General features: G+C 65.3%; 12 protein-coding genes. 4 read left to right on the plus strand and 8 right to left on the minus strand.

Going from position 1 to position 12,397, the window contains the following annotated elements; translation table 11 throughout:
• Positions 1-11 precede the first annotated feature (11 nt).
• Entirely contained in the window at positions 12-449 is a 438-nt protein-coding gene (paaI, locus tag ACP16H_RS11230; protein WP_425072382.1) for a hydroxyphenylacetyl-CoA thioesterase PaaI, read from the minus strand.
• A gap of 125 nt (positions 450-574) precedes the next feature.
• Here paaI and ACP16H_RS11235 point away from each other — a divergent pair, with 125 nt between their 5' ends.
• On the plus strand, positions 575-916 hold the full coding sequence (locus ACP16H_RS11235) for a DUF2794 domain-containing protein (RefSeq protein ID WP_425072383.1): 342 nt from the start codon (positions 575-577) through the stop codon (positions 914-916).
• A 35-nt stretch (positions 917-951) separates the two neighbouring features.
• Here the strand turns inward: ACP16H_RS11235 and speB are convergent, their stop codons facing one another.
• Positions 952-1,908 (minus strand): agmatinase, encoded by a 957-nt coding sequence (gene speB / locus ACP16H_RS11240; RefSeq protein ID WP_425072384.1) that lies wholly within the window; start codon positions 1,906-1,908, stop codon positions 952-954.
• Positions 1,909-2,096: 188 nt separating this feature from the next.
• On the opposite strand from speB, the gene rnr reads away from it, so the two are divergent.
• The gene (gene rnr / locus ACP16H_RS11245; RefSeq protein WP_425072385.1) at positions 2,097-4,394 is read left to right on the plus strand and encodes a ribonuclease R; all 2,298 of its coding nucleotides are present in this window, start codon (positions 2,097-2,099) and stop codon (positions 4,392-4,394) included.
• Here the strand turns inward: rnr and ACP16H_RS11250 are convergent.
• Entirely contained in the window at positions 4,369-5,091 is a 723-nt protein-coding gene (locus ACP16H_RS11250; RefSeq protein ID WP_425072386.1) for a glutathione S-transferase family protein, read from the minus strand. The two genes, rnr and ACP16H_RS11250, sit on opposite strands and share 26 nt — an antisense overlap.
• Positions 5,092-5,177: 86 nt before the next feature.
• On the opposite strand from ACP16H_RS11250, the gene ACP16H_RS11255 reads away from it, so the two are divergent.
• Entirely contained in the window at positions 5,178-5,876 is a 699-nt protein-coding gene (locus ACP16H_RS11255) for a helix-turn-helix transcriptional regulator (RefSeq protein ID WP_425072387.1), read from the plus strand.
• A 69-nt stretch (positions 5,877-5,945) separates the two neighbouring features.
• The gene (locus ACP16H_RS11260) at positions 5,946-7,337 is read left to right on the plus strand and encodes a lytic murein transglycosylase (RefSeq protein ID WP_425072388.1); all 1,392 of its coding nucleotides are present in this window, start codon (positions 5,946-5,948) and stop codon (positions 7,335-7,337) included.
• Positions 7,338-7,340: 3 nt separating this feature from the next.
• Here the strand turns inward: ACP16H_RS11260 and ACP16H_RS11265 are convergent, their stop codons facing one another.
• The 5 genes from ACP16H_RS11265 to gpmI form a co-directional block, all read right to left on the minus strand.
• Positions 7,341-7,814 (minus strand): hypothetical protein, encoded by a 474-nt coding sequence (locus tag ACP16H_RS11265; RefSeq protein WP_425072389.1) that lies wholly within the window; start codon positions 7,812-7,814, stop codon positions 7,341-7,343.
• Positions 7,814-8,308, minus strand: a complete 495-nt coding sequence (locus ACP16H_RS11270) for an RNA pyrophosphohydrolase (RefSeq protein WP_425072472.1) — start codon at positions 8,306-8,308, stop codon at positions 7,814-7,816. Before ACP16H_RS11270 ends, ACP16H_RS11265 begins: the two co-directional genes overlap by 1 nt.
• Positions 8,309-8,375: 67 nt before the next feature.
• Entirely contained in the window at positions 8,376-9,716 is a 1,341-nt protein-coding gene (locus tag ACP16H_RS11275) for a S41 family peptidase (RefSeq protein ID WP_425072390.1), read from the minus strand.
• Positions 9,717-9,719: 3 nt separating this feature from the next.
• The gene (locus ACP16H_RS11280; RefSeq protein WP_425072391.1) at positions 9,720-10,826 is read right to left on the minus strand and encodes a murein hydrolase activator EnvC family protein; all 1,107 of its coding nucleotides are present in this window, start codon (positions 10,824-10,826) and stop codon (positions 9,720-9,722) included.
• Complete coding sequence (gpmI, locus tag ACP16H_RS11285) at positions 10,823-12,328, minus strand: 2,3-bisphosphoglycerate-independent phosphoglycerate mutase (protein WP_425072392.1); 1,506 nt, start codon at positions 12,326-12,328, stop codon at positions 10,823-10,825. The genes ACP16H_RS11280 and gpmI overlap by 4 nt, the downstream gene beginning before the upstream one ends.
• Positions 12,329-12,397: the final 69 nt, after the last annotated feature.

The following is a 12,397-nucleotide window of genomic DNA, read 5'->3' on the forward strand; positions in this document are numbered from 1 at the left end:
TATCCTTCGGATCAGACGGTTGCGGGCTCGTTAAAGAGCGTGCCCTTGATGGTGCGTGACAGGCCGCGCATCAGTGCGACGGTGCGGCCGTCGGCGCCCGTGACGGTGACGTCGTAGACACCCGAGCGCCCCGGGCGGGCGCGTTCTTCGGCGGTGGCGGTCAGACGCTCGTCAGGCTGACCGGGAGACAGGAAGGTGATCTGGTTCTCCTGCGCCACGGTCACGGCGTTGTAGCTGTTGCAGGCAAAGGCAAAGGCAGTGTCGGCAAGGGTAAAGATATACCCCCCGTGGCAGATGCGGTGCCCGTTCAGGTGCTGGGGCTGGACCTGCATCGACAGGACCGCGCGCCCCGGGCCGATCTGGTCGATAGTGATGCCAAGATGCTGGCTGGCCGCGTCGGTGGCATACATCGCCGCGGCGGACCGCTCGGCGCGTTCCTGTGGTGTCATTGGCAGTGTCCTCCCTGCCCAAGACGATGCACAAAACCGACCGGACGGTCAAGTATGCGAATGCGAGAGCCCATGCGTGAGCCAAACCTCTTGATTTGCGAACGCGAAGGCGCAACTCTTTGGGTATGAACAGCCTCACCCCCTTTCCCGGGCAGGGACACCCGCAGGAGGTCACGGCCTTCCACCGGACCGAGCTGAACGTGATCCTCTCGCTCTATGGCCGCATGGTCGCTGCCGGAGAATGGCGCGACTACGGGATTTCCTCGCTGCGCGACGTGGCGGTGTTCTCGGTTTTCCGGCGCACCGCCGAGAACCCGCTGTACCGGATCGAGAAACGCCCGAAACTGCGGGCGAAACAGGGCGAGTATTCTGTCATCGGAGCCGAAGGGCAAATGCTGAAACGCGGCCACGACCTAAGGACAGTGCTGCGCGTTCTGGAACGCAAGCTGATCCGCCCGGTAGACTGAGGGCCCCGATTTCTCGACGAGAAATCGCGCGCGCGTCAGTTCGCGATCATGGCGCACAGTAATTCGAACATGATCGACACGCCTAGGAACGCCGTCCCTCCAGAGGCGTCGAAGGGCGGCGAGACCTCCACCAGATCGGCGCCGACGATTGTCAGGCCGTGCAGTTCACGACAAACCTGCAGAGCCTGGAAACTGTTCGGGCCGCCCACTTCGGGCGTCCCTGTGCCGGGGGCGAATGTCGGATCGACAAAATCGATGTCGTAGGAAACATAAGTCGGATGATCGCCCGCAATATCGCGCGCCTCGGCCATCACGTCGGGAATGCCCCGGGCAAAGAATTCTTCGATCTCGATGATGCGGATGCCCACGGCCTTGGCGAAATCACGGTCTTCGCTGTCGTACATCGTGCCGCGGATCCCGATCTGTACGACGCGCTTCGGGTCCAGCAACCCTTCCTCCACCGCACGGCGGAACGGTGTCCCATGGGTGTACATGGTGCCACCGAAATAGCTGTGAAACAGGTCAGTGTGGCTGTCGAAGTGGATCATACCAAGCGGGCCGTCCTTGGCCAACGCGCGCAGGACAGGCAGCGATGTCAGATGGTCTCCGCCCGCAGTCAGGGGCCGGATGCCTGCGGTCTTGAGCCTGTCGTAGAAGGCCGTGATGCGGGCCATGCTGTCCTGAATGTCCGCCGGGTTTGGCCCGACATCACCGAGGTCCGCACAATTCACCGTCTCGAAGGGGCGCTGCCCGGTGGCCTGATGCTGCGCGCGGATCATGGTAGAGGCATCGCGCAATTGGCGCGGTCCATGCCGCGGGCCGGGCCGGTTGGTGGTGCCGCTGTCCCACGGGACGCCAACGAGGCCGATCGCGACCTCGGAAAACCGGGGATGGTCGGGGTCCACATGTGGCAGGCGCATAAACGTCGGCACCCCTGCAAAGCGCGGCAGGTCGAACCCCGAAACGGGATGAAAGAACGGATCGCTGGACATGGCGGCCTCCTGTTGCCTTCCCGGAGAGTGGCGGAGGCGTGAGCGGGGGGCAAGAGGGGCTCTGCCCCTCGCCCTTCGGGCTCACCCCGCGGTATTTCGATCAAGATGAAGGCGGGAACCGCAGCGCGCCTGGTCATGGCTGCGAAAAGGCTCATGACGTTGTCATGGGGCCGTGCTACCTGAGGGGCATGAGCACCATGCCGACGAAGCAGGACATCCTGGACTGGATCTCCGAGCACCCGACCCTGACTGCGAAGCGCGACATTGCCAAGGCCTTTGGCATCAAGGGCGCCGCGCGCATCGACCTCAAGCGTCTCCTGCGCGAACTGGAGGACGAGGGGCATCTGGAAAAGCGGAAGAAGACCTTCCGCGATCCCGACCGTCTGCCGCCCGTCAGCGTGTTGCAGGTGAAGGCCCCCGACGACAACGGCGACCTGTTCGCGCTGCCGCTGGAGTGGCATGGCGAGGGGGTGGAGCCTGTCGTGCTGGTGGTGTTGAAGCCGTCGGACCCGGCCTTGGGCGAGGGCGACCGGATTTTGGCGCGGTTGCAGGTGGTGCATGAAGAGGACCACAACTACGAGGCGCGGCTGATCCGCAAGATCGGTGTCAGCCCGCAGAAGGTGGTTGGCCTGTTCCGCAAGACTGCCGAGGGCGGGCGCATCCTGCCTATCGACAAGGGGTCGGATCGCGAGTGGCTGGTGATGCCGGACGCCACCGGCGGCGCGAAGGACGGCGAATTGGTGGAGGCGGAGCAGGCGGGGCCGAAGGGGCGCATGGGCCTGCCCAAGGCGCGCATCGTGATGCGGCTGGGCGATCCGTCGGAGCCGCGCGCGGTGTCGCTGATCGCCATTCACCAGCATGGCATCCCGGATGATTTCCCGCCGAAGGTGGTGGAAGAGGCGGACGCGATGAAGCCCGCCGGACTGACGGGGCGCGAGGACCTGCGCGACCTGCCCCTGGTGACCATCGACCCGGTGGATGCGCGCGACCGCGACGACGCGGTGTTGGCGCAGCATGACGACGATCCGAAGAACGAAGGCGGATTTGTCCTGTGGGTCGCCATCGCCGATGTGGCGCATTACGTGACGCCGGGATCGGCGCTGGATCGCGAGGCGAGGAAGCGCGGGAATTCGTCCTATTTCCCGGACCGCGTGGTGCCGATGTTGCCGGACCGTCTGTCGGGCGATCTGTGTTCGCTGCACGAGGCGGTGCCGCGCGCCTGTTTGGCGGTTCGGATGGTGATCGACGCGGCGGGCAACAAGCTGTCGCATCGGTTCGTGCGCGGGTTGATGTATTCGGACGGCTCGCTGAATTACCGGGAGGTGCAGGAGGCCGTCGACGGACGCCCGAACGAGAAAACCGCGCTTTTGGTCGAGCCGGTGCTGAAACCGCTGTTCGCCGCCTATGCCGCGCTGAAATCGGCACGGGAACGGCGGCAGCCGTTGGAGCTGGACCTGCCGGAGCGCAAGATCGTGCTGTCCGAGGAGGGCAAGGTGCTGTCCGTGGACTTTGCCGAGCGGTTGGATGCGCACCGTCTGATCGAAGAGTTCATGGTGCTGGCGAATGTCGCCGCGGCCGAAACGCTCATCGCCAAGAAGACGCCGCTGCTGTTCCGGGTGCACGAGGAGCCCGCCGAGGACAAGCTGGAGAGCCTGCGCGAGACGGCCAGTGCCGCCGGGTTCACGCTGGCCAAGGGGCAGGTGTTGAAGACCAAGCATCTGAACGCGCTGCTGCGGCAGGCCGAGGGGTCGGCGGATGACGAGCTGATCAATATGGCGACGCTGCGGTCCATGACGCAGGCCTATTACAGTCCGAAGAACTTTGGCCATTTCGGGCTGGCGCTGCAGAATTACGCGCATTTCACCTCGCCCATCCGGCGGTATTCCGACCTGATCGTGCACCGCGCATTGATAAAGGCGCATGGCTGGGGCGAGGACGGGCTGTCGCCGGAGGATATCGACAGGCTGGAGGACACCGCGCAGCATATCTCGGACACCGAGCGGCGGTCGATGATGGCGGAGCGGGACACGACGGACCGCTACCTTGCGGCCTTCCTGTCGGACCGGATCGGGGCAGAGTTCACGGGGCGCGTGGCGGGGATCGCCAAGTTCGGCATCTTCGTGAAGCTGGACGAGACAGGGGCGGACGGGCTGGTGCCGATCTCGACCCTCGGGAACGAGTATTTCCACTTTGACCGCGATGCCGGGACGCTGATGGGGTCGAACACCGGGCGCGTGATCGCGCTGGGGATGCGCGCCAAGGTCAAGTTGAAGGAAGCGGCCCCCGTCACCGGAGGCATCGCCTTTGAGCTGCTGGAGCTTGAGGACGAGGAATACGAAAGCACCCCCGGCGGGCGTGGACGCAGGCCTTATCGCGGGCCGGGCAAGGGCAAGCGCGGGGCCTCGCCCAAGCGCAAGGCGGCCCGGGCCAAGGCCAAGGACGCCAAGACGAAGCGGAAGGTCACGCGGCAGCGGCGGCAGACGTGACCTTGGGGTACAATTGCGCCCTGCCCCGCTGGACATAGGCCATCAGCGCGGGCCGGGCGCGTAGGCTGTCGCGCAGGGCCGAGGCCTGCGGCAGATGGTCGATCATGCTGAGCACCGGCAGGGCCGCCGCATCGGCCAGAACGGGCCGGTCGCCAAACAGCCACGAATTATCAGCCAGAAGCGCTTCGAGCGCGTCGAGATCGGCGTCCAGGCGCTGCGCCCGCTTGTCTGCCGGGATATTTGCCATGCCCTGCTTCGTCAGGAATTCGCGAATACCAGCGCGGATCTGCGCGGGCACAACGTCCAACAGGTGCGGCGGGAGCCCGCCAAAGACTTGTTCCAGCATCGCGGGCCAAGCGGCCTCGTCCAGCCAGCGGTCGTGCACCAGCCCGTAGCGCAGGTTTTCCTCGACCATGCGCAGGATCGCATGGGACTGCGCCCGCTGTAGCGGGGTCAGGCCGGGATGCAGGTCGTGGCCCTGAGCCTCCAGCCACTGCGCAATGAAGGTGCTGTCGGGAACAAGCGCGCCACTGGCTTCGAGCGCGGGCAGCTTGTCCCAGGTGTCCGGCCCGGGCATGTCGCGCCAGTCAGGCGCCCAATCGACGCCCGCCATGTCCAAAAGGATCATCGCCTTGACGCAGAAGGGGGAGCTGGAGGGTTCGTCGAAACCGCCGCAGAAGGTGAGTAGTTTCAGCATGGCTATACCTCTTGTTGCCGACATGCTGTTGAACATGGCACCTGGTACTGCCAAAATACGGCAGCACCCTCGGCGATGTTGAGCGCATGTCCAGAACCCACCGCCTGTTCCAGCTGATGACCGCCTTGCGCCGCCTGCCCTCGCCTGCGACGGCGCAGCAACTGGCGGACGAGACGGGAGTCTCGCCGCGCACGCTGTACCGCGACATCGACACCCTGCGCGAGCTGGGGGCAGTGATCGACGGCGAGGCCGGCTATGGCTACACGCTGGTGGAAGACGCGCATCTGCCGCCTTTGGGGTTCGACGACGAGGAACTGGAGGCGCTGATCCTCGGGCTGAAGGAGGTGGCTGCCGTGGGCGACCCGGCGCTGGCCGAGGCGGCGCAGACTGCCTTGACCAAGCTGCGCGCGCGGCTGCCCGAGCGGCAGGCGCACCGGCTGCGTCATGCCGTGCTGACGGCGCATCGTTTTGCCCCGCCCCCGGCCCCCACCATCGACGCGCGCGAATTGCGCCGCGCCTGCTGGGACGAGGAACAGGTGACATTCGACTACACCGACAAGGACGGCGCGGCGACCCGGCGCGAGGTCAAGCCGCTGGCGATCATGCTGTTCGACAATTCGCATTGCCTGCTGGCCTGGTGTCTTTTGCGGCGTGATTTCAGGGCCTTCCGGCTGGATCGCATGGGCGCGCTGGCGCGGGCGGGGCGGTCGTTCCGGCCCGAACGGGTGCCGCTGCTGCGGGACTACCGCGAACGGATGGACGCGAGGATCCGCCAATGGGGGTGATCCCCCTTCGCAGGCCGCTTTAACCACGTTACACTGGCGGCAAAACAAAACGAGCGGAATCACATCGTCATGATCAGGCACATCAGCCGGGGGCTGGGGCTTTGCGTCCTTGGCCTGTCGCCCCTGTATGCAAATCCCGTGGAGACCTCGCTGCGCCCGCAGGCGCGGGACCGTATCGTCGTGCGCGACGTCGAGGAGGTCGTGAGCCGCGCCGTGGGGATGAACGTGGATGTTCAGGCCCCCGCCGTGTCGCGTAGGCCCTTCGTGCGGCCAGCGGCGCTGCGTCCGAGGGCTGAAGTGACATCGCAGGTGCCGCAGGCCTCGAAGGTTTCGCCCAACGGCGGCAATGACGCCGGGTTCCATCGCTGGATCGACGGGTTCCGCCCACGCGCGCTGGCGCAGGGCGTGTCGGGGCGGACCTTTGACCGGGCCTTTGCCGGGGTGACATTCGACCCGGCGATCGTGGCCAAGGACCAGAAGCAGGCCGAGTTCGTGAAGGGCATCTGGTCCTACCTCGACAGCGCGGCGTCTGAGTCGCGAGTGGATAACGGCCGCGCCATGCTGCGCCAGCATGCTGCCCTGCTGGACCGGATCGAGCGCACCTATGGTGTAGACAAGAAGATCGTGCTGGCAGTCTGGGGCATGGAATCCGCCTATGGGTCGCACAGGGGCACGGAGAATGTCGTCGAGGCCATGGCGAGCCTTGCCTATGACGGTCGCCGCGCGAAGTTCTTTGAAAAGCAGTTGGTTGCAGCGCTCCAGATCCTCGAGGCCGGGGATACGACGCCCGCGAACATGAAGGGCTCATGGGCCGGGGCCATGGGGCATACGCAGTTCATGCCCACGTCCTTTCAGGCGCTGGCGGTGGATTTCACCGGCGACGGGCGGCGCGATATCTGGGGGGATGACCCGGCGGATGCGCTGGCCTCGACCGCGCATTACCTCGCCAGGAACGGCTGGGTGCGCGGGATGCCCTGGGGGGTCGAGGTGCGGCTGCCGCAAGGGTTCGACTATACAACCATGGACACCGACCGGATGCCGTCGAAATGGGCGGCCATGGGAGTCATCGGCATGGATGGCCGCCCGGTGCCGGACCATGGCGCGGCGCGGGTGCTGCTGCCTGCGGGGCACAGGGGCGCGGCCTTCCTCGTGTTCAAGAACTTCCGTGTCATCAAGCGCTATAACGCCGCCGACGCCTATGCGCTGGGAGTCGGGCATCTGGCGGATCGGATCGGTGGCGGCGCGCCCTTCCGGGGCGAGTGGCCGCGCGGGGACAGCCCCTTGACCAGCGAGCAGCGCAAGGAGTTGCAGGCGCGGCTGACGGCGGTGGGCTTTTCCACTGGCGGCGTGGATGGCCGGCTGGGGCCGAATTCCGTAGCGGCGATCCGGGGCTATCAGGCGCGCAAGGGACTGGTGCCCGACGGCTATGCCTCGATGGAGCTGCTGAAGAAGCTGCGCTGAGGCCTACTGGCGGGGCGTGCAGGCCCCGCCCGCAAAGCACTGGTAGACGCGGTCCAGATCCTCGCGCGAGGGATTGGGGAAGATATACGCGCCGCAGGGGTCTGCCGTGGCGACATGGCGCGTGGGTTCGCGTTGCAGGAACATCAGGTAGGTCACGCCGCTCTTCGGCAGCGCGCACCACGGGCCAAAGCACTGGACCTTGAGCGCGACGTTGCCCTGAAACGGCTTCGTCCAGCCGTCGGTGTCCAATGTGCGCCCCACCAGTTGCGCGCGCAGCCAGGTCTCGGGCGGGGTGTTGGTCATGTCCTTGTGCGACTGCGGCAGGCGGCTTTCGTCGAAGTCGAGCCGCCCCACGGCAGCGCCCCAGCGTTCCGGTGCGGCGTCGACTTCAAGAAAGGTGCGCACCGGGTCGGGCGGCAGGCAGGACAGGGCGGCGGCCTGCGAGGCGCTCAACATGAGGGCCGCCAGCCAGCGCATCAGAGCCTGTCCCGGAAGGCGGCAATGACCTGCTTGTAGACGGCGCGCTTGAAGGGCACGATGTTCTCGATCACCTCGTCGGCAGGCGACCAGCGCCAGTCCTCGAATTCCTGATGGTCGTCGGCATCCAGCCGAATGTCGCTGTCCTGGCCATGAAAGCGCATGAGGAACCACTTCTGTTCCTGCCCCTTGTATCGGCCCTTCCAGATGTTCGGGACCATATCGTGCGGCAGGTCGTAGGCGATCCAGCCGTCGGTTTCCGCCTCGATGGTCACGAGATCGGGCGTGACGCCGGTTTCCTCGGTCAGTTCGCGCAGGGCGGCGGTGCGGGGGTCCTCGCCCTTGTCGATGCCACCCTGCGGCATCTGCCAGGCGGGCGCCTCATGCGGCTTGCGGTCGGTTCGGGTGCCGACAAAGGCGTGACCTGCCGCGTTCACCAGCATGACACCGACGTTGCGGCGATACGGCAGGGCAGCGATGTCTTCGGCGGTCAGGGTCTTGGTTTTGCTCATGAACAGCCTCGAAAAGAAAAGGGCGGGGATGATCCCCGCCCTACCCGTTTCATTCCTGCGGCGCCAGCTTTGACAGGCCCTTGAGGATGTCGATGGCGTAGGCCAGCTGGTAATCCTCGTCCCGCAGCTTGGCGGCCTGTTCGGCCTTGGCGCGGTCTTCCTCGATCTGCTTGATCTCGTCCTCGGTCAGCGAGTCATTGTCGAGGCTGCCCCGCAGGTCCGCTTCGGAGCGCGAGAAGCGGTTGGTGGGCGTATCGTCCTCCTCCTCGGCAGCGGGATCGCGGCGCGGCTGTTCCACGACGATGTCGGGCGACACGCCGAGGTTCTGGATCGAGCGGCCCGACGGCGTGTAGTAACGCGCCGTGGTCAGGCGCATCGCACCGTCGCCACGCAGCGGCATGACCGTCTGGACCGAGCCCTTGCCGAAGGATTTCGTCCCCACGATGATCGCACGGTGATGATCCTTCAGCGCTCCGGCCACGATTTCCGAGGCCGAGGCGGAGCCGCCGTTGATCAGCACGACCATGGGCTTGCCCTCGATCAGGTCGCCGGGCGTGGCGTTGTAACGGTCACCGTCCGCCGGGTTGCGGCCACGCGTGGAGACGATCTCTCCCTTCTCGAGGAAAGCATCGGAGACGCGGATCGCCTGGGTCAGCAGACCGCCCGGGTTGTTGCGCAGGTCCAGCACGACGCCATTGACGTTCTCCATGCCACCGGCGGCTTCGACCTGCTTGGCCAGGCCATCGGCAAGGTTCGGGTAGGTCTGGTCGTTGAAGGTGGTCACGCGCAGAACGACGGTCTCGCCCTCGGTGCGGGCGCGCACGGCGGTCAGCTTGATGGTGTCGCGGATGATCGAGACGTCAAAGGGTTCTTCTTCGCCTTCGCGCACGACGGTGATGACGATCTCGGAACCCACCGGACCGCGCATCAGGTCGACTGCCTCGTCAAGGGTCAGGCCCAGAACGGACTCGCCATCGACATGCGTGATGAAGTCACCGGCTTCGACCCCGGCCTCCATCGCGGGCGTGCCGTCGATCGGAGACACGACCTTGACGAAGCCCTCTTCCTGCGTGACCTCGATGCCGAGACCGCCGAATTCGCCGCGCGTCTGCACGCGCATGTCGGCTGCGTCGTCGGGCGGCAGGTAGGACGAATGCGGATCAAGCGAGGTCAGCATACCGTTGATGGCTGCTTCGATCAGGTCCCGCTCGTCAACTTCCTCGACATACTGCGCGCGGATGCGTTCAAAGATGTCACCAAACAGGTCAAGCTGTTCATAGACGCTGGAGGGCCGGGTTTCCTCTTGGGCCAGAAGCGGGCCGACGAATTGCGTGGTCGCCACCACCGAGGCCAGAGTGCCCGCAAGGGCGGCCATCACGAATTTCTGCATATCTCATCCCTTGTCGGTTACGAACCATCGCAGTGGATCATCGGGCGCGTCGCCCTGTCTGACCTCTATGTAAAGCGTTTCCGAACGGCCAGCGCCACCCCCTTCACCCGTAGATGACGCATTTGTGGGGGCGGCCATCAGACCGATGGGGCTGCCCGCTGGCAGAACCTGGCCGATTTCGCCGTAAACCGTGTCCAGGCCCGCAAGCACGAACAATACATCCGGAGAAGGTTCCAAAATGGTTACCAGACCGTAATCCAGCAACGGCCCGTTGTAGCGGATCGTTGCGGCGGTCGGCGCGGTGACCAGCGCGCCGGGACGCGTCGCCAGCACAATCCCCGGGCGCGACACACCCGCCGCGTCCGGATCGCCCGCCTGCCGCAGCACGACGCCGCGCACAGGCAGGGGAATGGTGCCCTTCAGCGCCTGGATATCGGGCATCGGCTGGATGTCCTCCTCCTCGGCGATCTGGCTGAGGCCGGAGGCAAACCCTTGTAATGTCTCGGTTGCCGAGATCAGGATCGCCGTGCGCACCGGGTCTTCGGTGAAGCGTTTCGGCAGGTCGGTGCGGTCGGCAATGGCCTGGCTCAGCTCGGTGCGCGCCTGCTGAACGCCGGCGAGACCTTCGGCCAACGTCTGTGCCGCGTTCTGCTGGATGTCGCGCAGGGCACTGACCTCTTCGAGATCGGCGCGCAGGTTGGCGGCCTGCTGTGCGAGCCCGGGTGTCACAGCCGCGACAAGCATACCTGATCGCGCCGTCCCCAAGGGCCCCTGGGGATGCAGCATCGCGCCGGGCGCGGACCGACCGCTCATTGCCGTAAGTACGCCCAGAAGCTGGGAAATCTCCTGCTCCTGCGCGGCCAGCTTGCGGGTCAGTTCCGTTTCCCGAATGGCGGCGCCACGCAGGCCCTCGCGCATGGCGGCCAGTCCGTCCTCGTAGGCGCGGATGGTGTCCGTCAGCGCCGCAACCCTGTCTTTTGCGTCCTCGGCGCTGTCGAGCAGGACCGAAGCGGCCTCCAGATCCTGCGCGGCCCGGCGCGCGGCCTCGCCCGCATCCTGCGCAATGGCGGGAGTCGTCAGCAGGCCAAGTATGAGCGCGAGACGTTTCACTTTATCAGGCTTTTCCCTGTCATTTCATCCGGTTGCGGCAGCCCCATCAACTGCAGCAGCGTCGGCGCAACGTCGGCGAGGCGACCGCTGTTCAGCTGCGTGCCCTCTGGCGCGCCGTAGAGGATCACGGGAACGAGGTTGGTCGTATGCGCCGTGTGCGGCCCGCCGGTTTCGGGGTCGACCATGGTCTCGCAGTTGCCGTGATCGGCGATGACCAGCAGCGCACCGCCAGTTTTCTCAAGCTTATCAACCACCTGTCCCAATCCACGGTCCACTGCCTCGCAAGCCTTGATCGCGGCATCCAGATCACCAGTGTGGCCGACCATGTCCGGGTTGGCGTAGTTCACCACGATAAGATCGTAAGCGTTATCAATGGCTTCGAGGAATTTCTCCGTCACCTCGCCCGAGCTCATCTCGGGCTGGAGGTCATAGGTCGCCACCTTGGGCGATTTCGGCATGAAGCGGTCTTCGTGCGGCTCGGGGGTTTCCTTGCCGCCGTTCAGGAAGAAGGTGACATGCGGATACTTTTCCGTCTCAGCCAGACGGAACTGGCTAAGACCTTGTTTCGCAACCCATTCTCCCAGCGTATTGACGATCTTGCGCTTGGGGTAGGCGGTGGTCATATAGGCGTTGTGGCTGTCGGAATATTCCACCATGCCGAGCAAGGCAGAGAGCTTTTTGGGCTCGCGATCGAAGCCGTCGAAGGACGGATCCGCGATGGCGGCGAGGATCTCGCGGGCGCGGTCGGCGCGGAAGTTGATGAAGAACAGACCGTCGTTTTGTGCCATGCCCTGATACCCTTCGATGATGAAGGGAAGGATGAATTCATCAGCCTTATCAGAGGTATAGCTCGCCTTTATGCCGGTCACGGCATCGGGTTGACCGGGGGCGTCGGCGTCGATAACGGCGCGGTAAGATTTCTCAACACGGTCCCAGCGGGTGTCCCGGTCCATGGCGTAGTAACGTCCTGAAACCGTTACGATTTTCGCGCCTTCGGGCAGCGCCTTTTCGAACTGGGCCACCTGATCCGCAGCCGAGGTCGGGGCCACGTCGCGGCCGTCCGTGATGACGTGGACTTTGACCTCAAGCCCTTGATCCGTCAGCATCTTTGCGGCGGCAAGCAGGTGATCGGTGTGGGCATGGACACCACCGTCGGAGGTCAGGCCCATGATGTGCGCCGCGCCTCCGGCATCCTTAACAGCCATGCAAAAATCAAGGATCGCCTTGTTTTCAAAGAAGCTTTTGTCTTCAATCGCCAGGTCGATCTGGCCGAGGTCCATGGCCACCACGCGGCCCGCGCCAATGTTGGTGTGCCCCACTTCGGAGTTGCCCATCTGCCCGGTCGGCAGGCCTACGTCGGGGCCGTGGGTGATGAGCGTGGCATGGGGGCAGGTTGCCATAAGCCGATCAAGTGTCGGGGTATTTGCCAGCGCGGGCGCGTTGTTCGCGGTGTCCTCGCGCAGGCCCCAGCCGTCGAGAATGGTGAGGATGACGGGTTTCATGGGCGTGCCTCCGTGCTGCTCTGACGGCGGTCTAGCAGAGCGGCGCGGCCTTGTGGAGAGGCGAAGGGT

The sequence above is a fragment of the Sagittula sp. S175 genome (genome assembly GCF_049800975.1).
GTDB lineage: Bacteria > Pseudomonadota > Alphaproteobacteria > Rhodobacterales > Rhodobacteraceae > Sagittula.

What these genes read in the sequence shown, in the direction of transcription:
- paaI (WP_425072382.1), bottom strand. Translation starts at nt 449, where the DNA reads ATGACACCACAGGAACGCGCCGAGCGGTCCGCCGCGGCGATGTATGCC.
- ACP16H_RS11235 (WP_425072383.1), top strand. Translation starts at nt 575, where the DNA reads ATGAACAGCCTCACCCCCTTTCCCGGGCAGGGACACCCGCAGGAGGTC.
- speB (WP_425072384.1), bottom strand. Translation starts at nt 1,908, where the DNA reads ATGTCCAGCGATCCGTTCTTTCATCCCGTTTCGGGGTTCGACCTGCCG.
- rnr (WP_425072385.1), top strand. Translation starts at nt 2,097, where the DNA reads ATGAGCACCATGCCGACGAAGCAGGACATCCTGGACTGGATCTCCGAG.
- ACP16H_RS11250 (WP_425072386.1), bottom strand. Translation starts at nt 5,091, where the DNA reads ATGCTGAAACTACTCACCTTCTGCGGCGGTTTCGACGAACCCTCCAGC.
- ACP16H_RS11255 (WP_425072387.1), top strand. Translation starts at nt 5,178, where the DNA reads ATGTCCAGAACCCACCGCCTGTTCCAGCTGATGACCGCCTTGCGCCGC.
- ACP16H_RS11260 (WP_425072388.1), top strand. Translation starts at nt 5,946, where the DNA reads ATGATCAGGCACATCAGCCGGGGGCTGGGGCTTTGCGTCCTTGGCCTG.
- ACP16H_RS11265 (WP_425072389.1), bottom strand. Translation starts at nt 7,814, where the DNA reads ATGCGCTGGCTGGCGGCCCTCATGTTGAGCGCCTCGCAGGCCGCCGCC.
- ACP16H_RS11275 (WP_425072390.1), bottom strand. Translation starts at nt 9,716, where the DNA reads ATGCAGAAATTCGTGATGGCCGCCCTTGCGGGCACTCTGGCCTCGGTG.
- gpmI (WP_425072392.1), bottom strand. Translation starts at nt 12,328, where the DNA reads ATGAAACCCGTCATCCTCACCATTCTCGACGGCTGGGGCCTGCGCGAG.